The sequence below is a fragment of the Streptomyces monomycini genome, assembly GCF_022271435.1.
Lineage (GTDB): Bacteria > Actinomycetota > Actinomycetes > Streptomycetales > Streptomycetaceae > Streptomyces > Streptomyces monomycini.
Map to the genome: position 1 here is coordinate 86,969 of NZ_JAFIQY010000020.1, position 23,165 is coordinate 110,133.

General features: G+C 71.9%; 22 protein-coding genes. 6 read left to right on the forward strand and 16 right to left on the reverse strand.

The annotated features are described in order from the left end of the window. Positions 1-81: 81 nt before the first annotated feature. From JXZ78_RS22480 to JXZ78_RS22495, 4 genes are all read right to left on the reverse strand, one after another. Positions 82-699 (reverse strand): hypothetical protein, encoded by a 618-nt coding sequence (locus JXZ78_RS22480; protein ID WP_030023818.1) that lies wholly within the window; start codon positions 697-699, stop codon positions 82-84. A 539-nt stretch (positions 700-1,238) separates the two neighbouring features. Then, positions 1,239-2,573: a hypothetical protein gene (locus JXZ78_RS22485; protein ID WP_050502931.1), complete on the reverse strand. Its 1,335-nt coding sequence runs from the start codon at positions 2,571-2,573 to the stop codon at positions 1,239-1,241. Positions 2,574-2,883: 310 nt separating this feature from the next. Next, positions 2,884-4,200, reverse strand: a complete 1,317-nt coding sequence (locus tag JXZ78_RS22490; RefSeq protein ID WP_050502648.1) for an MFS transporter — start codon at positions 4,198-4,200, stop codon at positions 2,884-2,886. 141 nt (positions 4,201-4,341) lie between these two features. Next, complete coding sequence (locus JXZ78_RS22495) at positions 4,342-5,580, reverse strand: FAD-dependent monooxygenase (protein WP_033038373.1); 1,239 nt, start codon at positions 5,578-5,580, stop codon at positions 4,342-4,344. A gap of 79 nt (positions 5,581-5,659) precedes the next feature. On the opposite strand from JXZ78_RS22495, the gene JXZ78_RS22500 reads away from it, so the two are divergent. Beyond that, entirely contained in the window at positions 5,660-6,226 is a 567-nt protein-coding gene (locus JXZ78_RS22500) for a TetR/AcrR family transcriptional regulator C-terminal domain-containing protein (protein ID WP_030021405.1), read from the forward strand. Between the two features lie 120 nt (positions 6,227-6,346). Here the strand turns inward: JXZ78_RS22500 and JXZ78_RS22505 are convergent, their stop codons facing one another. Further along, positions 6,347-7,090 carry a radical SAM/SPASM domain-containing protein gene (locus JXZ78_RS22505; RefSeq protein WP_078624387.1) on the reverse strand — a complete coding sequence of 248 codons (744 nt, stop codon included), beginning with the start codon at positions 7,088-7,090 and terminating at the stop codon, positions 6,347-6,349. A gap of 600 nt (positions 7,091-7,690) precedes the next feature. Between JXZ78_RS22505 and JXZ78_RS22510 the strand changes: the two genes are divergently transcribed. Together JXZ78_RS22510 and JXZ78_RS22515 are read left to right on the forward strand one after the other, a co-directional pair. Further along, positions 7,691-8,959 carry a helix-turn-helix domain-containing protein gene (locus JXZ78_RS22510; protein WP_030021406.1) on the forward strand — a complete coding sequence of 423 codons (1,269 nt, stop codon included), beginning with the start codon at positions 7,691-7,693 and terminating at the stop codon, positions 8,957-8,959. Beyond that, a complete protein-coding gene (locus tag JXZ78_RS22515; protein WP_030021407.1) occupies positions 8,940-9,446 on the forward strand; it encodes an NUDIX domain-containing protein in 507 nt (168 codons plus the stop codon). The genes JXZ78_RS22510 and JXZ78_RS22515 overlap by 20 nt, the downstream gene beginning before the upstream one ends. A 66-nt stretch (positions 9,447-9,512) precedes the next feature. Here JXZ78_RS22515 and JXZ78_RS22520 read toward each other — a convergent pair whose 3' ends face one another. Together JXZ78_RS22520 and JXZ78_RS22525 are read right to left on the reverse strand one after the other, a co-directional pair. After that, positions 9,513-10,526, reverse strand: coding sequence for a methyltransferase (locus JXZ78_RS22520; RefSeq protein ID WP_030021408.1), 1,014 nt, complete (start codon positions 10,524-10,526; stop codon positions 9,513-9,515). A gap of 110 nt (positions 10,527-10,636) precedes the next feature. After that, the gene (locus JXZ78_RS22525; protein WP_030021409.1) at positions 10,637-11,983 is read right to left on the reverse strand and encodes an exo-beta-N-acetylmuramidase NamZ family protein; all 1,347 of its coding nucleotides are present in this window, start codon (positions 11,981-11,983) and stop codon (positions 10,637-10,639) included. A 263-nt stretch (positions 11,984-12,246) separates the two neighbouring features. On the opposite strand from JXZ78_RS22525, the gene JXZ78_RS22530 reads away from it, so the two are divergent. The 3 genes from JXZ78_RS22530 to JXZ78_RS22540 all read left to right on the forward strand — a co-directional run bounded on the left by JXZ78_RS22530 (position 12,247) and on the right by JXZ78_RS22540 (position 15,503). Continuing rightward, positions 12,247-13,041, forward strand: coding sequence for an SDR family oxidoreductase (locus JXZ78_RS22530; RefSeq protein ID WP_030021410.1), 795 nt, complete (start codon positions 12,247-12,249; stop codon positions 13,039-13,041). Between the two features lie 50 nt (positions 13,042-13,091). Further along, a complete protein-coding gene (locus tag JXZ78_RS22535; RefSeq protein ID WP_030021411.1) occupies positions 13,092-14,747 on the forward strand; it encodes a class I adenylate-forming enzyme family protein in 1,656 nt (551 codons plus the stop codon). 159 nt (positions 14,748-14,906) lie between these two features. Then, complete coding sequence (locus JXZ78_RS22540; RefSeq protein ID WP_030021412.1) at positions 14,907-15,503, forward strand: TetR/AcrR family transcriptional regulator; 597 nt, start codon at positions 14,907-14,909, stop codon at positions 15,501-15,503. 30 nt (positions 15,504-15,533) lie between these two features. On the opposite strand, the gene JXZ78_RS22545 is transcribed toward JXZ78_RS22540, so the two are convergent. From JXZ78_RS22545 to JXZ78_RS22585, 9 genes are all read right to left on the reverse strand, one after another. After that, entirely contained in the window at positions 15,534-16,424 is an 891-nt protein-coding gene (locus JXZ78_RS22545; protein WP_030021413.1) for a bifunctional helix-turn-helix transcriptional regulator/GNAT family N-acetyltransferase, read from the reverse strand. A gap of 162 nt (positions 16,425-16,586) precedes the next feature. Then, the gene (locus tag JXZ78_RS22550; RefSeq protein WP_030021414.1) at positions 16,587-17,810 is read right to left on the reverse strand and encodes an acyl-CoA dehydrogenase family protein; all 1,224 of its coding nucleotides are present in this window, start codon (positions 17,808-17,810) and stop codon (positions 16,587-16,589) included. Positions 17,811-17,819: 9 nt separating this feature from the next. Beyond that, the gene (locus tag JXZ78_RS22555; protein WP_030021415.1) at positions 17,820-18,878 is read right to left on the reverse strand and encodes a phosphotransferase family protein; all 1,059 of its coding nucleotides are present in this window, start codon (positions 18,876-18,878) and stop codon (positions 17,820-17,822) included. Positions 18,879-19,092: 214 nt separating this feature from the next. Then, positions 19,093-19,431: a DUF202 domain-containing protein gene (locus JXZ78_RS22560; RefSeq protein ID WP_030021416.1), complete on the reverse strand. Its 339-nt coding sequence runs from the start codon at positions 19,429-19,431 to the stop codon at positions 19,093-19,095. 3 nt (positions 19,432-19,434) lie between these two features. Further along, positions 19,435-19,845 carry a YidH family protein gene (locus JXZ78_RS22565; RefSeq protein WP_030021417.1) on the reverse strand — a complete coding sequence of 137 codons (411 nt, stop codon included), beginning with the start codon at positions 19,843-19,845 and terminating at the stop codon, positions 19,435-19,437. A gap of 109 nt (positions 19,846-19,954) precedes the next feature. Further along, entirely contained in the window at positions 19,955-20,488 is a 534-nt protein-coding gene (locus JXZ78_RS22570) for an NUDIX hydrolase (protein WP_030021418.1), read from the reverse strand. Between the two features lie 97 nt (positions 20,489-20,585). Beyond that, positions 20,586-21,350 carry a glucose 1-dehydrogenase gene (locus JXZ78_RS22575; RefSeq protein WP_030021419.1) on the reverse strand — a complete coding sequence of 255 codons (765 nt, stop codon included), beginning with the start codon at positions 21,348-21,350 and terminating at the stop codon, positions 20,586-20,588. Between the two features lie 32 nt (positions 21,351-21,382). Beyond that, on the reverse strand, positions 21,383-22,039 hold the full coding sequence (locus JXZ78_RS22580; RefSeq protein WP_030021420.1) for a TetR/AcrR family transcriptional regulator: 657 nt from the start codon (positions 22,037-22,039) through the stop codon (positions 21,383-21,385). A gap of 123 nt (positions 22,040-22,162) precedes the next feature. Beyond that, positions 22,163-23,122, reverse strand: a complete 960-nt coding sequence (locus tag JXZ78_RS22585) for an MBL fold metallo-hydrolase (protein WP_078624388.1) — start codon at positions 23,120-23,122, stop codon at positions 22,163-22,165. Between the last annotated feature and the right edge of the window lie 43 nt (positions 23,123-23,165).

A 23,165-nucleotide genomic window follows, 5' to 3' on the forward strand; every position in this document is an offset into this window, starting at 1 on the left:
GCCCACGAGCATGACAGCAGGGTCTGACAACGGACGGTGTCGTACGGCGGACGCCCCGTGTCCTCCCCCGGCCCGCCCGGTTCAGGCCGCCACGTACAGCCGTCGCACGCGTGAGGACTCCCGCGCCTCCGCCAGCGCCTCACGGGTCAGCACCGAGAGCGGCGCCACGATCCCGCACTCCTGGCAGACCGGCCCGGCCACCGGGAAACGTTCGAGGTCCGTACGCCACACGAAGCGCCGCGTACCGCACACCGGGCAGCCGGACCGCGGCGTGCCCGACTCCATCGCCCGGATCATGCTGCGCAGCACCGCGGCCAGCGGAGCCGCCGGATGCCGGTCGGGCGCCTCGCACGGCACGATGTCACAGCCGCCCCAGGTACGCCGGTGCCAGTCGTCGAGCGCGCTGGGCTGCCGGATGCCGTCGTGCTTCTCGCGGCGCCGACGGGCCGCGAACTCCTTCTCGTACCCGAGCCAGACGGCGCGGGCCTCCTCCAGTTCCTCCAGCGCGGCCATCAGCCGCGCCGGGTCGGGTTCGCGGTCCTCGGTCGCGATGCCCGCCCTGGTGCACAGATGGTGCCAGGTCGCGCGATGCCCGTACGGGGCGAAGCGTTCCAGGCACTTGCGCAAGGCCGTACGCCGCTGCGTGGCGACGAGACGGGGGTTGCGCACCTGTTCTGCGAGAGCTCTGAAACCGGCCAATTCATCCCACCTCCGTGGGGAGGACCCGACTGGACAGGGAATGGACGTAGCGGACCGCCCGCCGGATCCATCGAACTGTCTTGCGGATACGTGGTGGCGACACTCGCGCCGCACCGGAAGCGCCACTCGCTCCCGATGCCCCCCGCGGCGCTCGGCGCGCCTCGTGTGCATCATCCACCGTACATCTGTGGGGATTTGAGAAAGTTAAGGTCGTCCGCCTTCCGGCCGCGGCGCGCTACCGGCAGCCCGTACGAGAGGTGCGCCGGTGACTGCTGGTACCCACACCACGGCCGGTCGATCCGTCCCGCGGCCGACTTGGCTTCTTCCGGTCCGATACGGTCCGGTACGGAACGGAGCCGCTCGCTACCGGGCGGAATCGGACGGCGGGGTACGTGACCGGAACCGACCGGGCCGTTTCGCTGACGGCACCACGAATAGCAGCACGAACGGTTCCGCAGACGGCACCACGAACGGTTCCGCGCACGTCACCACGAACGGTTCCGCAGACGGCTCCCGCCCTCCCGCCCTCCCCCCTCCTTCTACTTCGTCACCACCCGCCCGGCGGTGAGAACCACGTGCGCCAGTTCCCCGTGGCAGACGTCGCTGTGCGCGCCGGCGGGCGGCGGACCGTCGCGCACCACCGAGGACGCGTCGATGCTCACGCATCCCTCACCGGGCACCGCGGCGCCCAGCCGCAGCCGCCGGGCGCCGTCCACGGCCTGGATGCCGTCGTGGCCGACCGCGCCCCACCGGTCGAACAGCCCCTGGAAGCTCGCCGAGTCGCCGGAGAGCCGGGAGGCCAGCGGGTACAGCATGCTCAGCGCCGAGTCGTGCCGGGAGTAGCAGGCCACCACCGGGCCGTCCACCCGCTGCTGCACCCCCTGCAGTGCCCCGCCGCGGTCCGGGTCGTGCGGCAGCCGGGCGGCGAACGCGTAGTGGGAGAACGCCCCTTGCAGCAGGGTCATGGACTTCACCCCGGTCACGCCGGGCGGCATGCCGCGCAGCCCGTACGCCACCAGACGGGCGCCGAAACTGTGCCCGATCAGATGGACCCTGGTGCCCGGCGCGCCCTTGACCAGCTTGCCGAGCGCCGGGCCCAGCCCCAGCTGGCCCACCACGCCCGCGCGCCGCTTCATGGCGTAGTAGGCCGTCTGCCGCAGGAACTCCTTGGCCCCGTTCCACAGCCGCTTCAGCCCGTCACCGAACAGCTCCTGGTGGCCGCACTTCTCCAGCGCCGCCGTGAAGATCTCGCACACCGCCATCGGGTCGTCGGTGAGCATCGCGGGTGTGCCGGCTCCCATGTCCTCGGCCAGCCGCTGCGCCGGGCTGTTCTCGCGCACCGTCACCAGTTCGCGTCCGAGGCGCGCGAACTCGTCGAAGGCGGAGCGGGCCGCCGGCTGCTCGGCGAGCAGCTCCTGGAGGCGCCGCAATGTCAGCTCCCGGCCGGGGAAGACACGCGCCAGCGCGCGCAGTGACGCGTCGTCCAGCAGCGGCGGCCCGGCCGTACCGGGGGGCTCGGCGGCTGCGGACGGTCCCGGCGCCGCCGCCGGGTCGAAGTCCGGAATCGGCTCGTCCGTGAAGCGCATCGCGGGCCAGATCACGCCCGTGTAGCCGAGCCGTACCCCGTTCCCCGCCATGCCGGGGAACGGGCCGAAGAAGCGCCCGTACAGGCGCGTGGCCATCGACCGGTCGTTGTTCCAGCCGTGCGCGAACACCAGCAGGTCGGTGACGCGCTGCTGCGCCACCCCGGCCACCAGCCGGTCCCGCTGCCCGGCGTCCGGATCGCCGTCGGCGTCGAACGTCAGCTCCCAGTACGGCTGTACGCCGATGCCCCCGGCCGCCGCTGCGCCGGAACCGCCCGCTGCATCCGTCATGACGACCCCCTGAGCGGCGCGCCGGGCCACGCTGCCGGGCCGGAGTTCGCGAAGCCGCGCCGCGGTGTGCAGCGCATCGTCCTGCGGGCGGGCGGATCCGGCCATACGCCACGCATGGCCCGTTCGCGGCAGTCGGCGCCCGGCATCGCGCATCCGGCGCACGCCACATGCCGTACGCCCCCGATTCCGCTCCGCGCTCGCGCCCCGCCCCGCGCCCTCGCCCCGCGCCCCACCCCCGCCCCGAGCCCCCCCCGGATCGGCCCCTCCCGCCCCTCCCCGCCCCCTGCCGCTCCCTGTTCCTCCCCGCCCCTCAGCCCAGCTCCCGCTCCCGCGTCTCCGGCAGCGCCAGCACGCACACCAGCGACACCACCGCCATCGCCGTCACGTACCACCCCACCGCATCCGACCCGAAGGCCGACTGCAACCGGGTCGCGACCAGCGGCGAGACCGCGCCGCCCAGCACCCCGCCCAGGTTGTACGCCAGCGAGGCGCCCGAATACCGCACGGTCGTACCGAACAGCTCCGGCAGATACGCGCCCATCGGCCCGTACACCACCCCCATGCAGAACAGCGCGCCGCCGATCGCCACCGCGATCAGCACCGGCTGCCCGGTGTCCAGCAGCGGAAAGAGGATCAGCCCCCAGACCGCCGAGAGCACCGTCCCGATGAGGACCAGCTTGCGCCGCCCGGCGCCGTCCGAGCGGGTGGCGGCGAGCCAGGTGCCGGCCGCCAGGAAGAGGCAGGCGACGAGGGAGAGGCCGAGCATGGTGTTGCGGGAGACGCCGAGCGTGCCGGTGGCGTACGCCAGGCAGTACGTCGTCGCCGTGTAGAACAGCCCGTACGCGATGATCATGCCGCCCGCGCCGAGCAGCAGCTCGCGCGGATGCCGGCGCACGACGTCCAGCACGGGCACCCGGCTGGCCTCGTGCGCGTCCATCACCTTCGCGAACACCGGCGTCTCGCTGATCTTCAGCCGTACGAACAGCCCCACCCCGACCAGCAGGAACGACAACAGGAACGGCACCCGCCAGCCCCACGACCGGAACGCGTCGTCGTCCAGCACGGCGGACAGCAACCAGAACACACCGGTCGCCGCGAAGAACCCGACCGAGGGCCCGACCTGCGGGAACGCCGCATACAGCCCGCGCCGCTTCTTCGGCGCGTGCTCCACCGCCAGCAGCGCGGCCCCGCCCCACTCACCGCCCAGCCCGATCCCCTGGAGGAACCGCAGCAGGATCAGCAGCAACGGTGCCCAGATACCGAGCGTCCCGTACCCCGGCAGCAGCCCGACCATCGCCGTCGACAGCCCCATCAGCAGCAACGAGGCCACCAGCACGGACTTCCGCCCCACCCGGTCCCCGAAGTGCCCGAACACCACCGACCCGATCGGCCGCGCCGCGAACGCCACCGCGTAGGTGGAGAACGACGCGAGGGTGGCGTTGACCGGGTCGAGCGTCGGAAAGAACGCCTGATTGAGAACGAGCGCGGCCGCGGTCCCGTAGATGTAGAAATCATAAAACTCGATGGCCGTCCCGATGAACGAGGCCACGGCCACCCGCCGAAGACTCTCCGGGCTGGTGGCGGACCCGGACGCCGCGGCGCCCTCGCTCGGGGGCTCGCCCGCCACGTTCGGGATTCTGTCCGCCGGAACGGCTGCTGAAGTCGCGTCACTGTGCACGAGCCGCACTGTCACGTGCGATGCCGGGCCAGTCAATAGGTGGGATGGGGCGTCTTGGAAGGTGAGACATCCGGAGGCCCGGACGGGCACTCAGCTCGGCCGTGCCCCGGGGAGCTGCCAGTTGCCGCCGCGGTCCTCCTTCGACGAGCGCGCGACGAGGTCGGGGATGCGCAGGAAGCAAGCCAGTGCGGTGACCGCCTGGAAGGCGTCGATGGCGCGCTGGGTCATCGGCATGCCCAGGCGCAGGAGCCGTGGATTGACCTCGGCCTGGATCTGGTCGACGAAGGGCCGCAGCACGGTGTCGTAGTCCGCCAGTGCGGTCGGCAGCGCGTCCGGGTGCCGATTGATCGCGTCGGCCAGGACGTAGGCGCCGACCAGGCCGCCCGAGATGCCCATGCCGCTGTAGGGGGAAGCGCAGTGCGCGGCGTCCCCGGCCAGGACCACGCGGCCCTTGGACCAGGTGTCGGTGCGCACCTGGGCGATCTCCTGGGAGTAGAAGAAGGGGCTGGTCCTCATGCCCTCGATGAAGCGCTCGGTCTGCCATCCGGCGTCGCGGAACCTGCGCGCCCAGAACTCCTGCTGACGCTCGACGGGTTCCCGGTGGATCGCCGAGGCTTCCCCGGACTCCTCCCGCATCACGAAGTAGACCTGCGTCTCGGCCGGATCATGGCTGCGGCGCATGATCTGACGGCCGCCCGGGACCATGTAGGTGTCCCGGATGTCGCTGTCGGAAGCGATGCGCGGGACGAACCAGTACGCCATGTGGATGCCGACCCGCCAGTACGGGTCGAAGCCCTCCGGGAGGATCGCCCGGCGGATGCGTGATCCCTGTCCGTCCGCGCCGACCAGGAGGTCGAACTCACCGGACGACCCGTCGGAGAAGTGCGCGACGACCTGGTGCTCGTCCTGCTCGAAACCGTCCACGCCCTTGCCGAAGACGTACTCGGCGTCGTGCTTGGTCGCGTCGTTGAGGATGCGCACCAGGTCGCCGCGCATGATCTCGTATTCGGATGTCAGTGTCTGGCGGCCCTGCCCGGAGGTGTTGGCCATGATCGTCGCTCTGGCCTTGCCGCGGGCGTCGACGAAGGCGACGCCCTTCTCGTCCACCAGCTTGCCCCGGACCGCGTCGAGGAGCCCCATGCGGCGGACGGCCTCGATGCCCTGACCCCGGAGGTCGACCTGGGCGCCGGTGGCCCGCAGCGCGGGGAAGCGTTCGACGACGGTCACCCGGTGGCCGCCTCGCGTCAGCCAGAAGGCCAGCGCCTGCCCCGCGACTCCGCCGCCGGCGATGAGGACGCGTAAGGATCGCGTTCCCGAACTGTGTGTCATGTCCACCGCCACAAAATCTATCAGTGAATGATTTCTTTCCAGCGTTATCTATCGGCGATAGATTGTCAACGTGACGAAGATGAACCGTGAGACCGTGGTCGCCGAGGCGCTCGCCCTGCTCGACGAAGTCGGCCTGGACGCCGTCAGCACCCGGCAACTGGCGAAGCGGCTGGGCGTCGAGCAGCCATCGCTGTACTGGTACTTCCGCACCAAGAAGGACCTCCTGGCCGCCATGGCGCAGGCCGCGATGGCGCCCCATGCGAACGCGCCGCTGCCGACGCCCGAGGACGACTGGCGTGCCTGGTTCCTGGAGAACACCCGCAGCTTCCGGCGCACCCTGCTGATGCGCCGCGACGGCGCACGCCTCCATGCCGGCTCCACGCCCACCGCGGACCTCGACCGGATCCGCCACAAGATGACTTTCCTCGTCGACTCCGGCGTGCCCGAGCGCGACGCGCACATGGCGATGCTGACGGCCAGCCGCTTCACGGTCGGCAGCGTCCTGGAAGAACAGGCCGGCCCCGGCCCCGGCCCCGGCGGCGGGCCGGACCTACCGGCCGACGTACCACTGATCGATCCCGAATCGGCGTTCGAGGCGGGACTTTCCCTCATCGTGGACGGGCTGGCCCCGCGCACCACGATGTAACAGCCGGACCTGCCCTAAGCTCCCAGCTCGCAGGGGACCGGTGTGGGTGGAACCGCGGGCGAAGTAATGGACGGACGGACAGCCGGAGCACCAGGCGGCGTTCCGTGCTCAGGTCGCATGTCATGTTCGCCCGTCGCGTTCGCTCGTCATGTGGTTCCCCTGGATGCACTCACCGCCGGGAATGGGAATGCATTCCGCTTTCGAGTCACAGGAACCGGCACTACGGGGGGAACTGCGGATCGGGCCGAATTCCTTGGTCAGTGCCGGGCTGCTGAGAATGGCGGCGAGCGGACTGCGCCGCACGTTTCCGACATGCAACCACCCTGCGGTGAACACGCACGGAGAGACACCGCCGTCCGCGCCCACAGCGGCCACGCCGTCGCCGCACCGGCCGCAAAGGCCGGAAGGACTCGGTTCCCGGCCATCCGCTCCCCGCCTGAACGGAAGAAGGGGGGCGACGCCGATGCACTTCAGTCCGAGGGAACCGGGGTGCCGGAGCGATTCCCGGCATCGGGACGCCACAGGCGCCGAACTGCTGTACGTCTCGGCTTCCAGGCGGATGTGCAGCGCGTGATCGAGCAGGGCCGGGAATTCGGGATGCAGGTGGGGCTCCCCGAGGACGAACTGCACTTTGTGGATGCCGAACCTGACGGCCTGGTCCAGCACGCTGATCCAGTCGTCGCGGGTCATGGTGCCGTGCGTCGCGCCCGTCCCCGGTGCGTTGTGGCAGTACGTACAGCGAAGCCGGCACTTCCGGGTCAGGTCCAGCCACAGGAAGCGGGGCGGCGCGTGCCGTACTGCCGACAGGGGAGATGTCGGCGCCGGGATTTCCGTTCGTGCGGCGCCGAAAGCGGCTGCGCTCATGGTGCTTTCTCCTCGTCAGTTGTGTCGTGTGGTGGCGCGGACGTGTGTTCCGCGCGTGGCGATTCCCGTCTCGCGCGGGGCGGATTCGGACGCCGCCCCGGAGTCACAGCCGAAAAGCCACCGGGAAAGCAAAGGGGACAGGTGCAGGTCTTCCAGTCACGGCCCAAGGCCTTCCATTCGGCCGACGTGACGTCCCGGCTCTCGGCTACGCGGGGGTTGGCACGGTTGTGCCGGTAGACGGTGATCTTGAATGGTTTGATCTTCGCTCCTGGGATTTTCGGTGACTTCCACGGTGTAGACGCGTCCGCTGGGCGTGACCCTGTAGGACGTGATGCGCTGCGAACTTCGGCGAGCCCGCCCCGTGTCACTCATTGGTGCGTCTCTGCGATGTGCTCACCTGCATCAGGCTCCTGAACACCAGTAACCGGGAGCAGAAGTGTCAGGCTGACGCCGTCGGCGTTATGGTCGGCACCCCTGCGTATTGAGGTCAGTCAACTCCCCGGGGAGTGCGCTGGTGGACTCCAGCGGGTGACTCCGCCCCGGAGTCAGGCAGGTGAACACGTGGCGTGAGCGCCAGTACTCTGCAAGGGGGTGCCGCAGATGACGCAGCCGCAAGACCTTCCGGCGATCGTGGCCGGACTGATGGACGATCCGCGGTTCCGGGATGCCTGCGCTCATCGAGACATGGGCCGACTCTTCAGGATGCTCAACCACCGAGGGCTGAGCACGCGCCAACTCGCGGCGGGTGTTCAGATCACGCAAGGCCGGTTGTACGACTACATGAACGGCAAGAGTCGGGTGGAAAAGCTGGCGATTTTCGAACAGATCGCTGATGCCCTGCACATCCCGGGCCATTTTCTCGGCCTGGCCCGTCGGCCATGGGAGCCCTCAGCCGTCGAGCCCCGGCACACGGCACCGTCACCTTGCGGCAGCGACGTGGAAGCGATGGACGCCTTCCGCAGCGCAGACCGGCAAACGGGCGGCGGACGCCTCTACGCCGCCGTCGTGAATCATCTGAGCGAGCGAGTCGCACGCCGCCTCCTGGATGTCCACGTTGATCGAGCTGTCTTCGCGGCAGCAGCGGCCATGACGGAGATGGCAGGGTGGATGGCGCACGACTCCGGACGGGACGCCTTGGCGGAAAGGCACTTCGCCAAGGCGATGCTTCTGGCCCAGACATCCGGCGACGCTCTGCTGACGGCCAACATCGCCGCCAGCAACAGTCATCTGGCCTTGCAGTCCGGGCGCCCCGAAGCAGCAATGCAATGGGCCCGCAGCGGCTTCGGCCACCTGGAGCGGTGCCCACGACTGCCGAGTTTGGCAGCTCGCCTCCACGCCATGACTGCCAGAGCTCTCGCCGTCACGGAGCAGCGACAACCGGCGCTGCGGGAGCTGGAGATGGCGCGAGCTTGCCTTCAGGCGGCTGCCGACGCCACCCACGTCTGGGCCAGCCCCTTCGACGCGGCTGCGCTGGCCAGCGAGTCGGCTCTCGCTCTCGCGGACTTGGGCCTCTACGCCGGAGCTTTGAGGCACGCCGAAGAGGCGGTGCGGCTCCGTGAGGAGGGTCGTACGCGCTCGAAGGCGTTGGGGCGGATCACTGTGGTGGACCTGCACGCCCGTCGGAACGATCTGGACGCGGTCGTGTGCTGCGGATACGAGCTGCTGGCCACCAGCCCCACGCTCAGCTCGGTGCGCTTCGTCAACCAGCTCGCCGGCCTGCGTGACACGCTGGACAACCATCGCGCGTACCCTCCGGTCCGTACCTTTCTGACCCGGTTCGACGAGGCCGTACGGGCCAGGAGGCTGCTGCTCGCGGACCTCATTTCGCCCCGGAGCGGAGGACACGCCCATGAGGCCGACACCCGATGACCCCGATGCGTGGAATGCCTATCTCGCAGAGGGCAATGCCAAGCAGCCCCGTAAGCGGGTCGCCGCCGATGTGCTGTTCCGCGACACGCAGGGGGACTTCCTGCTCGTGCGGCCGACGTACAAGCCGGGGTGGGACCTTCCCGGAGGGATGGCGGAAGCCAATGAGGCGCCTGAAGACGCGGCCGTGCGGGAAGTGAAGGAAGAGCTTGGGCTGACGGTCACGTTGCTGGGGTTGCTGGTGGTGGACTGGGTGCCGCCTCATGGACCTTGGGACGACCAGTTGGCCTTCATATTCGACGGTGGCGTACTCGCTGAAGGGCTTCCCTTGGGGCCCCACGATGAGGAAGTGGGCGACCTGGCTTTCGTCTCCTGTGCGGAGGTGGGGGCCAGAGTCAGACGTCGGTTGGCGCATCGCTTCGAGGCCGCGGTGGCTGCGTTGTCCAGCGGCAGTACCACGTACTTGCATGACGGCACACCCGCTTGGTGACGGCAGGCAGATTTCCCGCTGGCGAGCGCCGTACGTCTCGCAGCCCGCGCCATCGGGCGCTGCCCCTCACCCCACCACCCCCTCCACGATCGACAACGTCGACTCCGTGGGGATCGTCCGGCCCGGGGTCAAACCCGCTTCGGTGAGGAGGTGGTGGAAGGCGGGTTCGTCGCGTTCGCGGCCGTTGAGGGAGGTCATCATCAGGATGTCCATGGTCTTGCCGGGGTGGGGGGCGTTGCCCTGGGGGAGGACCGCGTCGACGATCAGGAGGCGGCTGCCGGGGCGGGTCATGGCGGTGCGGCAGGTGCGCAGGATGCGGAGGCAGTCGTCGTCGTGCCAGTCGTGGAGGATGCGCTTGAGGAGGTAGACGTCGGCGCCGGGCGGGACGGCGGTGAAGAAGTCGCCGGTGTGGGTCTGCCAGCGGCCGGTGAGCTCGGGGCGGTCCAGGGTGTGGTGGCGGAGGACGGCTTCCTGGTCGTGGAGGATGCCGGTCAGGCCGGGGTTGCGGAGCAGGACCTGGCGCAGCAGGCCGCCGCGTCCGCCGCCGACGTCCACGACCGTGCCGGTGGCGGGGAAGCCGTACGCGGCGGCGACCGGGTCGTTCTCGCTCTCGGCGAGGCCGGCCATGCCGGTGTCGAAGACGGTGCCCGCTTCCGGTACGCGTTCCAGGTGGCCGAAGTAGGGTGCGCCGAAGATCTCCTCGAAGACGGTGCGGCCGGCCCGGACGGTGTCCGCGAGCTGTCCGGCCGGGCGCCAGAACGGCTCGTCGGTGAGCATGATGACGGCGTCCCGCATGGAGGACGGGGCGTCGGAGCGGAGGGGTTCGGCCGCGGGGGTGAGGTGGAAGGTGCCGTCGGGGTCCTCGCGGAACACGTCGCGGGTGGCGAGGAGGCGCAGCGCGCGGCGCAGGTGGGCGGCGTCGGTGCCGGTGGCGGTGGCGAGTTCCCCGGCGGTGCGGGGGCCGTCGGCGAGGTGGTCGGCGACGCCGAGGAGGGCCGCGGCCCGCAGTGCGGCGGAGTGGAGGTAGGCCAGGGCGTGTTCGGTGAGCTGGACGGCGGGGGAGTACGGCGTGGTGGCCATCGGGGCGCGGTCCTTCCACGAGCGGCGGTCGGGAATTCCGGAGTTTCCACCATGGCGGTACGTCTCGGGTGTCACCAGGGCAAATTGCGTCGCCCGTGTCTCAGAGGGCGTCACCGGTAGCGGAGATACCCGCGGCGCATCCGTCGGAAGCGCGCCAGGCCGTCCTGCCACGCCGCGGCCACCTCGTCCACGCCCGCGCCCGCGTCGATCATCGTGCGTACGCGGGGGGTGCCGGTGAGCTTGTCGATCCAGTGGTCCGGGCGCCAGGCGAAGCCGGTCCAGGTCTGTTTGGCGGTGATCAGGAGGGCGATGCCGGTACGGACCGGGTCGAAGGCTTCGCGGTCGTGGACGTGGAGCTGGACGCCGCCGATGGTTCTGCCCTGGAACTTGGAGAAGGTGGGGGCGAAGTACGCCTCCCGGAAGTGGACGCCGGGGAGGCCGGTGTCGGTGGCCAGCTGGGTGACGGCGGCGGCCCAGCGGCGGTCGATGCCGTCGGCGCCGAGCAGTTCGAAGGGGCGGGTGGTGCCGCGGCCCTCGGAGAGGTTGGTGCCTTCGAAGAGGCAGGTGCCCGCGTAGACGAGGGCGGTGTCGGGGGTGGGCATGTTGGGGCTGGGCGGGACCCAGGGCAGGCCCGTGGCGTCGAAGAAGTGCGGGCGGCGCCAGCCTGTCATGAGGACGGTTTCCAGGTCGGCCGGGCGGCCCGCGGCGCGGGGCAGGAACTCGGCGTTGAACAGGAGGGCGAGTTCGGCGACGGTCATGCCGTGGGCGAGGGCGATCGGTTCGCGGCCGACTCCGGAGGCCAGGGCGGGATCCAGTACGGGGCCCGTCGCGGCGCGGCCGGTCACCGGGTTGGGGCGGTCGAGGACGACGAAACGTTTGTCCGCGAGGACGGCGGCGACCATGCAGTCGTACAGCGTCCAGATGTAGGTGTAGAAGCGCGCGCCGACGTCCTGGATGTCGAAGACGACCGTGTCCACGCCGGACCGGGTGAAGACGTCGGCCAGCGCGCGGCCGCTCTTGCCGTACGTGTCGTGGACCGGCAGCCCGGTCGCCGGGTCCTTGTAGCTGCCCTCCGAGCCGCCGGCCTGGGCCGTGCCGCGGAAGCCGTGCTCGGGGCCGAAGACGGCGGTCAGGTTCACCCGGTCGTCGGCGTGCATCACGTCCACGATGTGGCGGACGTCCGGGGTGACGCCGGTGGGGTTGGTGACGACGCCGATCCGGCGGCCGGACAGGAGGGCGTAGCCGTCGGCGGCGAGGCGGTCGAAGCCGGTGCGGGTACGGGGGCGGGGGTGGTGGGAGCCGTACGCCGCGGCCCCTGCCGGTCCGGCGCCGGTCGCTCCGGTGCCCGTGGAGCCGTGTGCCGCGCCCGCCGCCCTCGCCTCGCCCGTCATCGCCGTCGCACCCATCACGCTCGTGACCGCCGTCGCGGCCAGCAGATTCCGTCTGGACAGGGTCATGCGTCCACCTCCGCCGTCGGAGCGGTCTTGTGAGCGGTCTCGTGAGCCGTCTCGTGAGCTGAGCCGTGAGCCGTGTCGTGCGCACGCTAATGGCCGGAAGCCCGCGGGGGAACGCGCCGGACGGCGTGCCGCGCGCGGCTGCCGCGTCCGGCCCAGGGCGCGCCGACGCCCGTCCGCCGCGGGTCCGCGCCCTTCCGCTCCGGCATACCGACTGGTTAGTCTGCCTGGCAGTCGAGTCAGGGGCCGACCGAGGGAGACCGCAGGTGGAAGCCGTACGGGACAAGACAGTCGTGGTGACCGGGGCGGGCGGTGGCATCGGGGCCGCGCTGGCCCGCCGCTTCGCCGCCGAAGGCGCGCGCGTGGCGGTCAACGACCTGGACGCGGCGAAGGCGGAGCGGACCGCGCGGGAACTCGGCGCCGTCGCGGTCCCCGGGGACGCCTCCGACGTCGTACCGGCGGCCCGGGCGGCGCTCGGCGGGACCGTCGACATCTTCTGCGCCAACGCCGGGGTCGGCACCGGCGGCGGACCCGAGGCGCCGGACGCCGACTGGGAGCTGGCCTGGGACGTCAACGTCATGGCGCACGTACGGGCCGCCCGCGCGCTGCTGCCCGAGTGGCTGGAGCGCGGCACGGGCCGGTTCGTGTCCACCGTGTCGGCGGCGGGCCTGCTCACCATGGTCGGCGCGGCCCCGTACAGCGTCACCAAGCACGGCGCGTACGCCTTCGCCGAGTGGCTGTCGCTGACGTACCGGCACCGGGGGATAGCGGTGCACGCCATCTGTCCGCAGGGGGTGCGCACCGACATGCTCGCGGGCACCGGCGCGGCCGGGGACCTGGTGCTGACCCCGACGGCGATCGAGCCGGCCGCCGTCGCCGACGCGCTCTTCGCGGCCATGGCGGAGGAACGGTTCCTGGTGCTGCCGCATCCGGAGGTCGGCGAGTACTACACCGTGCGGGCGGCCGACACCGAGCGGTGGCTGGGCGGGATGAACCACCTCCAGCGGAAGCTGGAGCAGGCCGGGAGCCGTACGCCGGAAGCCGAGGTGACGCCCCGATGACCGCCTACGAGGACGGGGCCCCGATGGCCACCCCCGAGGACAGGCCCCCGATGACCACCTACGAGGACAAGCCCTGGCTGGCGCAGCTCACCGACGCCCAGCGCGCCCCCGTCGTCCCGCACCCCTCCGCCCTGCACGCCTTCCGGGACGCCGTCCGCCGCGCCCCGGACCGCACGGCCCTCGCCTACTTCGACGGGCGGCTGTCGTACGCCGAGGCCGACGCGCTCAGCGACGGCGTGGCCGGGCACCTGGCGGCCCGCGGCTTCCGGCGCGGCGACCGTGCCGCGATCATGCTCCAGAACACGCCGCACTTCGTGCTCGCGCTGCTCGGCGTCTGGAAGGCGGGCGGCATCGTCGTCCCCGTCAACCCCATGTACAAGTCGGCCGAGATGACGCACGTCCTCACCGACGCCGAGGTCACCGCGCTGATCTGCGCCGACCGCACCTGGGACGCCTTCCTCCGCGCGACCGCCGCCGCGGCCCCCTCCGTACGGATCGCCCTGACCGCCTGCGAACTGGACCTGCAGACGCGCGACGACGCGCGCGTGCTGCGCGGCGAGCGGCTCGGCCCGCGCGAGGGCGCCGACGACCTGCTGGCGGTGGCCCGCGCGTACGAGGGCAAGCCACCCGGCGTGACGCTGCCGGTCGCCACGGACACCGCCCTCATCAGCTACACCTCCGGCACCAGCGGCACCCCCAAGGGCGCCACCAACACCCACGGCAACATCGCCTACAACGCCGAACGGCAGCGCACCGGCCTGGCGCTGCCCGACGGCGCGACGTACTTCGCGCTGGCGCCGCTGTTCCACATCACCGGCATGGTCTGCGAACTGGCCGCCTGCCTCACCAACGCCGGAACGCTCGCCCTCGCCTACCGCTTCGAGCCCGGCGTCGTCCTCGACGCCTTCCTGGAGCACCGGCCCGCCTACACGGTCGGTCCGTCCACCGCCTACATGGCGCTGGCGGCGCAGCCCGGCGTCACCCGCGAGCACTTCGCGTCGTTCTCCTCGCTCTCCTCGGGCGGCGCGCCGCTGCCGCCCGCGCTGGTGGAGAAGTTCCGGGCGGCCTTCGGCCCGTATCTGCACAACGGTTACGGGCTGACCGAGTGCACCGCGCCGTGCGCCAGCGTCCCGCCCGGCCGCGAGGCGCCGGTGGACCCGTCCTCCGGGACGCTCGCCGTCGGCGTGCCGGGCCCGGACACGGTCGTACGGATCATCGACGACCAGGGGCGGGCCGTGCCGTTCGGCGAGCAGGGCGAGATCGCGGTGCGGGGCCCCCAGGTGGTGCCCGGCTACTGGCGCCGCCCGGACGCGACCGCCGAGACCCTGCCGGACGGTGAACTGCGCACCGGCGACATCGGCTTCATGGACGCGGACGGCTGGCTGTACGTCGTCGACCGCAAGAAGGACATGATCAACGCGTCCGGGTTCAAGGTGTGGCCGCGGGAGGTGGAGGACGTGCTGTACGGCCATCCCGCGGTGCGTGAGGCGGCGGTGGTCGGCGTGCCGGACGCCTACCGGGGCGAGTCGGTGAAAGCGTATGTGAGCCTGCGGCCGGGGCAGCGGGCCGAGCCCGCCGAGCTGGCCGGTTACTGCCGGGAACGGCTGGCCGCGTACAAGTACCCGCGGCAGGTGGAGATCCTGCCCGAGCTGCCGAAGACCACCAGTGGCAAGATCCTCAGGCGGGAACTGCGCGGGCGCGGCTGATCGCTGCCCGCGGCAGGCGGCAGGCGGCAGGCGGCAGGCGGCAGGCGGCAGGCGGCAGGCGGCAGGCGGCGACACGACGCACGCAACGTACGACGCACGCAACGTATGACGCACGAGATGCACGAGACGCACGAGACGCACGAGGGACAGGTGAGGGCGATGGCCGGCACGAAGGACGGCGGGAGCGGCAAACCCGTGGCGCAGCGGCTGCTGGCCACCGCCACCCGGCTCTTCGCCGAGCGGGGCTACGACCGTACCTCCGTACAGGAGATCGTCGAGGCCGCCGGCGTGACCAAGGGCGCCCTCTACCACTACTTCGGCTCCAAGGACGACCTGCTGCACGAGGTGTACGGGCGGGTGCTGCGGCTCCAGCAGGAGCGGCTGGACCGCTTCGCCTGCGCCGACGCGCCGGTGGAGCAGCGGCTGCGGGACGCGGCGGCGGACGTCGTGGTCACCACCATCGAGAACCTCGACGACACGAAGATCTTCTTCCGCTCGATGCACCATCTGGCGCCCGAGAAGGACAAGCAGGTACGGGCCGAGCGGCGGCGCTACCACGAGCGGTTCCGCGCGCTGGTCGAAGAGGGCCAGCGCGCCGGGGTGTTCAGCAGCGCCACCCCGGCCGACCTGGTGGTGGACTACCACTTCGGGTCGGTGCACCACCTCGGCACCTGGTACCGCGAGGACGGCCCGCTCGCCCCGCAGCAGGTCGCCGACCACCTCGCGGACCTGCTGCTGCGGGCCCTGCGGCCGTGAGAGGGCCGTCGGCCGGGGCCCAGGGAGTTCTCAGGCCCCGCCGATCCGCTTCTCGAACCAGTGATGGGCGTACGGCTCGTCGTTGAACGCCGCGACCTCTTCGAAGCCGTACGAGCGGTACAGGGCGATCGCGTCGCCGAGCACCTTGTTGGTGTCCAGGCGCAGGACGCCGCGGCCGTGCTCGACGGCCCGCGCCTCCAGACCGGCCAGCAGCCGGCGGCCGAGGCCGAGGCGCCGGGCGTGCGGGGCCACCCACATGCGCTTGATCTCGGCGGAGCCGGGCGGCAGCTTCAGGCCCGCGCAGGCGACGGGCTCGCCGTGCAGCCGGGCCACCAGGAACAGGCCCTTGGGCGCGCGCAGTTCGCCCGCGTCGGGCAGCAGGCTCCGGGCGGGGTCGAAGCCCGTCTCGAACCGTTCCCGCATCTCGGTGAAGTAGGACCGCAGGCAGTGCCGGGCGTCCGGGTGGTCCGGGTCGACGACGTCCAGCGTCACCGTCGTGGCGGTCAGCAGCCGGTCGACCTCGGCCATGGCGGCCACCAGCCGGGCGCGCTGGGCGTCGTTGAGCGGTGCCAGCAGGGAACCGGCCAGCTCGTCGCTGCGGCCGTCGAGGACGGCGTGCTCCGCGCGGCCCGCCTCGGTGAGCCGGACGGTGCGTACCCGCCGGTCCTCGGGCTGCGGTTCCACCGTCACCAGGCCGTCGGCCTCCAGGGAGCGCAGCAGCCGGCTCAGGTAACCGGAGTCGAGCCCCAGGCGCTCGCGCAGCCGCCGTACGTCCTGCCCCTGCCCGCCGATCTCCCAGAGCAGCCGGGCCTCGCCGATGGGCCGGTCGAGGCCGAGGTAGTGGTCGTGGAGCACGCCCACGCGCTCGGTGACCGTGCGGTTGAAGCGCCGCACCTGGCTGATCTGTGCCGCATCATCCATTCTCTGACCTTAGTCAGCGAAAACGGGGCGGGGCAAGAGCAGGGGCATAGGCACGAGCAGGGGCAGGGGCAGGGGCAGGGGCAGGGGCACGGGCACGGGTGCGGGCAGGGCCACGGGTACGGGCAGGGGCACAGTACGGGCGGGGGCTGGTACGCCGCCGTGTCACCTGTAGCGCTTCAGCTCCCGGCGCGCCAGCGACCGCTGGTGCACCTCGTCCGGGCCGTCCGCGAGCCGCAGTGTCCGGGCCGCCGCCCACAGCTCCGCCAGCGGGAAGTCCTGACTGACGCCGCCCGCGCCGTGCAGCTGCACCGCCTGGTCCAGGATGTCCACGACCGTACGCGGTGTGGCGATCTTGATGGCCTGGATCTCCGTGTGCGCGCCCTTGTTGCCGACGGTGTCCATCAGCCACGCGGTCTTGAGGACCAGTAGTCGCAGCTGCTCGACGGCCACCCGCGCGTCCGCGATCCACTGCTGCACGACGCCCTGCCCGGCCAGCGGCTTGCCGAAGGCCGTACGGGACACCGCGCGGCGGCACATCAGCTCGATGGCGCGCTCGGCCATCCCGATCAGCCGCATGCAGTGGTGGATGCGGCCGGGGCCGAGGCGGGCCTGGGCGATGGCGAAGCCGCCGCCCTCCTCGCCGATCAGGTTCGCGGCCGGTACGCGCACGTCGTGGAAGACCACCTCGGCGTGGCCCCCGTGGTAGTGGTCCTCGTAGCCGTACACCCGCATGGCGCGGCGGACTTCGAGGCCGGGGGTGTCACGCGGGACCAGCACCATCGACTGCTGGCGGCGCGGGTCGGCGCCGCCCGGGTCGGTCTTGCCCATCACGATGAAGATCTGGCACAGCGGGTTCATCGCGCCGGAGATGTACCACTTGCGGCCGTTGATGACGTAACCCCCGTCATCCCCGCCGTCCCGGTCGATCCGGGTCTCGATGTTCGTGGCGTCCGAGGAGGCCACGTCCGGCTCGGTCATCGCGAACGCCGACCGGATCTCGCCCGCCAGCAGCGGCCGCAGCCACTGCTTCTTCTGCTCCTCGGAGCCGAACTGCGCCAGCACCTCCATGTTGCCGGTGTCCGGCGCCGCGCAGTTCAGCGCGGTCGGCGCCAGCTGCGGGCTGCGGCCGGTGATCTCGGCCAGCGGCGCGTACTGGAGGTTCGTCAGGCCGGCGCCGTACTCCTCGTCCGGCAGGAACAGGTTCCACAGGCCCTGCTTGCGGGCCTCGGCCTTGAGGTCCTCCACCACCGCCGGGGTGTCCCACGGCGAGGCGAGGGCCGCCCGCTGCTCGTCGGCGACCGCCTCGGCCGGGTACACGTGCTCGTCCATGAAGGCCAGCAGCCTGCCCCGCAGCTCTTCGGTGCGGGCGTCGAATGCGAAGTCCATCAGCGTGCCTCAGTCTTCCTTGGCGGTCGTCAGGGTGTCGAGGGTGGCCAGGCCGCGGTCGATGAAGACCGGCACCAGCTCGCCGATCCGGTCGAAGCCCGCGCCGACGGTCTGCCCGAGGGTGAAGCGGTAGTGGATGCCTTCGAGGATCACGGCGAGCTTGAAGTACGCGAACGCCGTGTACCAGGCGATGCCGGACACGTCCCGGCCGGACCCCGCCGCGTACCGCTCGATCAGCTCGGCCGCCTCCGGATGGCCGGGCGCGCCGCGCGTCGTGGCGATCGGGGAGCCGGGCACGTCCTCCTGCTCGCTGTACATCACCAGCAGCCCGAGATCGGTCAGCGGGTCGCCAAGGGTGGACATCTCCCAGTCCAGTACGGCCGTGATCCGGTCGTCGGCGCCGACCAGCACGTTGTCCAGCCGGTAGTCACCGTGCACGACGGCGGGCGCGGGGGAGGCGGGCAGTGCCGCGCCCAGCGCCTCGTGCAGCGCGTCGATGCCCGGCAGGTCGCGGTTCTTCGACGCCGCCAGTTGCTTGCCCCAGCGGCGCAACTGCCGCTCCAGGAAGCCGTCCGGCCGGCCGAAGTCCGCCAGGCCGACCGCCGCCGGGTCCACGGAGTGCAGCGCCACCAGCGTGTCGACGAGGGACAGCACCACACCGCGGGTCCGCTCCGGGCCCAGCCCGGCGAGCTGTTCCGCCGTACGGTACGGCACGCCCTCGACCAGCTCCATCACGTAGAACGGCGCCCCGAGGACCTCCTCGTCCTCGCACAGCAGCAGCGCCTCGGGCACCGGCACCGCCGTCGCGTGCAGCGCGCTGATCACCCGGAACTCACGTCGCATGTCGTGCGCGGTGGCCAGGACGTGGCCGAGCGGCGGGCGGCGGACGACCCACTGGCCGGTGCCGTCGGTGACCCGGTAGGTGAGGTTGGAACGGCCGCCCTCGATCAGCTCGGCATCCAGCGGGCCCCGTACCGCGCCGGGCAGTTCCCGGTCCAGGTGGTCCCGCAGCCGCCCCAGGTCCAGACCCGGGGGTGCGGAACGCGGGGGAGGGGTGCCGTTGCTCATCGTGCTCCTCCGTACGGAAGGGACGGCCGCTCCGGTCGGACGGCCGCTACGATCATGCCGACTAGTCGGTATGGCGTCCAGAGGGCGAGTATGGGGTGTGGGTCACCTGGCCGGAAAGGGCCGGTCGGTCCTCAGAGGAGGATGGCTCTCAGGGGACGGTGGCTTTCGGGGGACGATGGCCCTCGGGGGCGATGGCTCTCAGAGAAGGATGCCCTCAGAGGAGGATCGCCGCGCCGAGCACCGCCAGTGCGCAGACGCAGCCTGCCAGGGCCAGCGCCGTACGGGTGGACAGGACCGGCGGCCGGCCCGCGCACATCGCCCGCATCCGCAGGTGCGCCGCCGCCAGGAACGCGAGCCACACCAGCAGCACCAGCGCCCCCGCGACGACCACGACGGGCCCGGGGCCGTGCTGCTGCACCACCTGCCGCCCCGCGAGGATCGCGACCAGCGTGCAGGACAGGGTGGTGCGCCGCCAGGCGAGGCGGGTGCGCTCCGGCTGGAGCCCGGGGTCGCGGACCGGGCGCGGCTGCTCCCGTGGCAAGGAACCGGCCATCGGTCAGCGCGTCCAGCCGATGGCGACGAGGACGACCATCGCGGCCGCGAGCAGGCCGACCGCGACTGCCAGTACGGCCGGGAAGCGGGACGCGGGCAGGTCCTCGCCGCGGCGCATCGCCCGCTCGCAGCGCACCCAGTGGTTGACCGCCCGCACCGCGCACAGCGCGCCGCCCACCAGCAGGACCACCGTGAACGTCACCCGCAGCACGTCGTGCAGCCGGGGCAGGAACTGGTCCACCGCGAAGCCGCCGCCCACCAGGGCCAGCCCGGTCCGCAGCCAGGCCAGGAAGGTCCGTTCGTTGGCGAGGGAGAAGCGGTAGTCGGGCGTCGTGCCCTCCTCGCGGACGCGCGCCGGCGTGAACCACAGCCGTACGCCCGCGCCGATCGACCGCAGCCTGTCGGTGAGGATCATGGCCAGAACCCTACGTGGTGGCCGCCGGGCGGGCCCGTGCCCGGGCCGTCCGGTGGCCGCCCTCCCCGCGCCGGCCGCCGGGGCTGCCGTTCCCGTGCGGGCGCCGGCGCTACCGCTTCCGCTCGGCCCGCCGTTCCAGCAGCCGCAGCCAGGCGGACATGCCGTCCGGCGTCCACTCCCACTCCGGGAGGCGCCGCGCCAGTTCCTCCTCGGTGAGGAAGGCGTGCCAGTCCACCTCGGACTCCTGCGGATGTACGGGCAGCGTGCAGCGCACCTCGTAGACCGTCGACCACCAGGTGTGCTCGGGCGTCTCGTACAGGAACTTGAACAGCGGGACCGGCCGCGGCAGACCGGTCACGCCCAGTTCCTCCTCCGCCTCGCGCAGCGCGGTCCCGTCGTACGTCTCGCCCGCGCCGACCACGCCGCCGACGAACATGTCGTAGTGCGCGGGGAAGACCAGCTTCCGCGCGGTGCGGCGGTGCACGAAGATCCGGTCCTCGGCGTCGCGGGCGAGGACGAACGCGCAGCGCGTCCGCAGCCGGTGGGCGTACGCGTCGCCCCGCCGGGCCTGTCCCACGACCTCGTCGCTCTCGCTGACGACGTCGACGATCTCGTCCGCGCTCAGTGGCTGTTGTCCGTCCATGACTCCATGCAAGCAGCCCGCCGGGGCCGGTGTGGCACGGGCCCCGCGGCGCGTGTCACCGCCGCCCGCGTCACGCTTCCTGCGTCCCGACCCCGCGTCACTGCCCCATGACGTAACGCACGGTCGGGCCGGAGGTCCAGCCGCCGTCCACCGCCAGTTCGGCCCCGGTGACGTAGGACGCCGCGTCGGACAGCAGGAAGACCACCGCCCCCGCGATCTCCTCGGCCTCGCCGACCCGCCCCATCGGCGTGTTGGGGTACTTGCCCTCGCCCGTCTCGATGCCGGCCTGGGCGGTCATGGGGGTGTGGGTCATGCCGGGGTGCACCGAGTTCACCCGGATCCGCGCCGTGCCCAGCTCGACCGCGCCGATCTTCGTCAGGCCGCGCACGCCCCACTTGGAGGCGCCGTAACCGCCGGTCAGGGCCAGGCCCATGAGGCCTGCCGCCGAGGAGATGTTCACGATCGACCCGGCGCCGCGCTCGCGCATCGCCGGAATCACCGTCTTCATGCCGATGAAGACGCCGGTGAGATTCACGTCCAGGACCTTGCGGAAGAAGTCGACGGAGATCGAGTCCAGCGGCTGGCCGGTGGCTATGCCCGCGTTGTTGACCAGGCCGTCGATGCCGCCGAACGTCTCGGCCGTGAAGTCCGCCGCCCGCTGCCAGTCGTCCTCCGATGTCACGTCGTGCGCGAGGAACCGGGCGCGCTCACCGAGCCGTTCGGCCGTGGCCCGGCCCTCGTCCTCCAGGATGTCGGTGAGGACGACGTGGGCGCCGGCCGCGACCGCCTGCTCGGCGGCGGCCGCGCCCAGACCGCGCGCGCCGCCGGTGACGATGATGTTCTTGCCGTGCAGGTCGGGCATGGCCGGCTCCTTGCTTCGGTGGTGGGGTGGTCTCACGGGTACGGGACAGGGGCGGGGGCCAGCAGGAACGCCGCCGTGGTGCCGACGAGGTCGGCGAGGAACGCCTCCTCGTACGTCAGCGGCCGGACGCCGTCCAGGTATTGACGGGCCCGGTCGGCCAGTGCCGCGCCGATCAGCGTCAGCGCCAGCTCGATCCGTTCCAGCCGCAGCGCCTCGGGCAGGCCCGCCGCGGCGAGTGCCGACTCCGCGAGACCGATCAGCCGCCAGGTCGCGGTGCCGTCCAGCGTCGGGTGCGGCGTACGGGTCCGTACGCCGCTCTCGCGGGTCAGCTGGGCGGAGACGCGCAGACAGCGGCGGCCCCGGTCGTCGCGCAGCAGGCTCGCCTCGGCGGTGACCAGCGCACCGACCAGCGCGGACAGGCCGGGACCTGCCGCGCCGGCGCGCGCTTCGACGGCCGCCAGCCGGGGCGTGAGCACGGTCTCCGTACGGGCCAGACGCCCGGCCATCACCGCGTCCAGCAGCCCGGCCCGTGAACCGAAGTGGTACTGCACGGCCGACGGGTTGCTCTGTCCGGCCAGCCGGACGATGTCCCGCGTCTGCGCGCCGTCCACCCCGTGCGCCGCGAACAGTTCCTCCGCGGCGCGCAGCAGCCTCTCCCTGGTCCCGGCCCCTGTCGTCGTACGTGCCATGCGGGCACTTTAATGCTGGGCATTATTAGAGTCGAGATCGCGCAGGCCCGTGTCGAGATCGCGCAGGGCCCGTGCCGAGATCCGCGTCAGGAGCGGTGCCGACGCTCGGGCCCGGGGCCCGTCTCACCACCGCACCGCCGTGAAGTCGACCGGCCGCGGCCGCAGCTCCCGCGCGCGGGTGGCCAGCCTCCGCATCCGGGCGGCCATCTCGTCGGCGGGCAGCTGCTTGCGTCCGCCGTGGCCGGGCAGCAGCCACTCGAAGCGCAACCCGGCGACGGTACGGTCCAGGGAGGCGGCCAGCTCTTCGATGGAGTACCAGGTGACGGTGTCCGCCACCTCGACGTCGCCGGTCGTGCGCGACCAGTAGAAGCTGTCGCCGCTGAAGCAGTACCGCTCGTCGGCGACGTAGAGCACGCTGCCCTCGGTGTGGCCGGGCAGCGGATGGGCGATCACTCCTTCGGCGATCTCCGTGGCCCGGGTGCCGCGCAGCACGTGATCCGCGTCGGGCACGGACTCCAGGTCCCCTTCGTGGATCCACAGCCGGGCCCCGAAACGGTCGGCGTAGCGGCGGCCGTGCGCCACGTGGTCCCGGTGGGTGAGCAGTACGTCGGTGACCGGCCCGAGGGCCTCGTACCGGGCGGCCAGCGGCTCGCTCCAGCGGGGCGTGTCCACCATCATCAGCGTGCCGCCGGGGCGGCGCAGGAGGTAGGAGTTGGCTGCGGCGGTGTGCGGGGAGTTGTGCCCGCACAGCAGGACGTCGGTGGTGCCGAGCCGCAAGGGGTACGGGTCCTGGGCCGGGTCGAGCCGGTGGGCGGGGCGGCGGATGGAGCGGGTGGGGCACGCGAACGCCGCGGCGTACAGCTGCCGTTCCTCGGCCGCGCCGTGCGGCTGCCGTACGACCTCGGAGCGGCCGCCGGTCTCGACGATCAGGTCGGGGGCGAGCTGCCGGGCGACGTCGCAGTTGGTGCAGCGGTCGTCCACGTACCAGGCGTCGGGGGTGTCGTGGGAGTCGTGGGAGTCGAGTGTGTCGTGGGTGACGCGGGTGTCCCGGGTGTCCTCCGGGACGGGTCGGGCATCGTTCATGGCATGCCTCACTCTTCGGACGTGGGGTGGCTTGTACGGGATG

What these genes read in the sequence shown, in the direction of transcription:
- JXZ78_RS22495 (WP_033038373.1), bottom strand. Translation starts at nt 5,580, where the DNA reads ATGACACACAGTTCGGGAACGCGATCCTTACGCGTCCTCATCGCCGGC.
- JXZ78_RS22520 (WP_030021408.1), bottom strand. Translation starts at nt 10,526, where the DNA reads ATGGCCACCACGCCGTACTCCCCCGCCGTCCAGCTCACCGAACACGCC.
- JXZ78_RS22550 (WP_030021414.1), bottom strand. Translation starts at nt 17,810, where the DNA reads ATGGACTTCGCATTCGACGCCCGCACCGAAGAGCTGCGGGGCAGGCTG.
- JXZ78_RS22525 (WP_030021409.1), bottom strand. Translation starts at nt 11,983, where the DNA reads ATGACCCTGTCCAGACGGAATCTGCTGGCCGCGACGGCGGTCACGAGC.
- JXZ78_RS22555 (WP_030021415.1), bottom strand. Translation starts at nt 18,878, where the DNA reads ATGAGCAACGGCACCCCTCCCCCGCGTTCCGCACCCCCGGGTCTGGAC.
- JXZ78_RS22510 (WP_030021406.1), top strand. Translation starts at nt 7,691, where the DNA reads ATGACGCAGCCGCAAGACCTTCCGGCGATCGTGGCCGGACTGATGGAC.
- JXZ78_RS22540 (WP_030021412.1), top strand. Translation starts at nt 14,907, where the DNA reads ATGGCCGGCACGAAGGACGGCGGGAGCGGCAAACCCGTGGCGCAGCGG.
- JXZ78_RS22560 (WP_030021416.1), bottom strand. Translation starts at nt 19,431, where the DNA reads ATGGCCGGTTCCTTGCCACGGGAGCAGCCGCGCCCGGTCCGCGACCCC.
- JXZ78_RS22570 (WP_030021418.1), bottom strand. Translation starts at nt 20,488, where the DNA reads ATGGACGGACAACAGCCACTGAGCGCGGACGAGATCGTCGACGTCGTC.
- JXZ78_RS22505 (WP_078624387.1), bottom strand. Translation starts at nt 7,090, where the DNA reads ATGAGCGCAGCCGCTTTCGGCGCCGCACGAACGGAAATCCCGGCGCCG.
- JXZ78_RS22515 (WP_030021407.1), top strand. Translation starts at nt 8,940, where the DNA reads ATGAGGCCGACACCCGATGACCCCGATGCGTGGAATGCCTATCTCGCA.
- JXZ78_RS22585 (WP_078624388.1), bottom strand. Translation starts at nt 23,122, where the DNA reads ATGAACGATGCCCGACCCGTCCCGGAGGACACCCGGGACACCCGCGTC.
- JXZ78_RS22575 (WP_030021419.1), bottom strand. Translation starts at nt 21,350, where the DNA reads ATGCCCGACCTGCACGGCAAGAACATCATCGTCACCGGCGGCGCGCGC.
- JXZ78_RS22565 (WP_030021417.1), bottom strand. Translation starts at nt 19,845, where the DNA reads ATGATCCTCACCGACAGGCTGCGGTCGATCGGCGCGGGCGTACGGCTG.
- JXZ78_RS22545 (WP_030021413.1), bottom strand. Translation starts at nt 16,424, where the DNA reads ATGGATGATGCGGCACAGATCAGCCAGGTGCGGCGCTTCAACCGCACG.
- JXZ78_RS22580 (WP_030021420.1), bottom strand. Translation starts at nt 22,039, where the DNA reads ATGGCACGTACGACGACAGGGGCCGGGACCAGGGAGAGGCTGCTGCGC.
- JXZ78_RS22485 (WP_050502931.1), bottom strand. Translation starts at nt 2,573, where the DNA reads ATGACGGATGCAGCGGGCGGTTCCGGCGCAGCGGCGGCCGGGGGCATC.
- JXZ78_RS22535 (WP_030021411.1), top strand. Translation starts at nt 13,092, where the DNA reads ATGACCACCTACGAGGACAAGCCCTGGCTGGCGCAGCTCACCGACGCC.
- JXZ78_RS22500 (WP_030021405.1), top strand. Translation starts at nt 5,660, where the DNA reads ATGAACCGTGAGACCGTGGTCGCCGAGGCGCTCGCCCTGCTCGACGAA.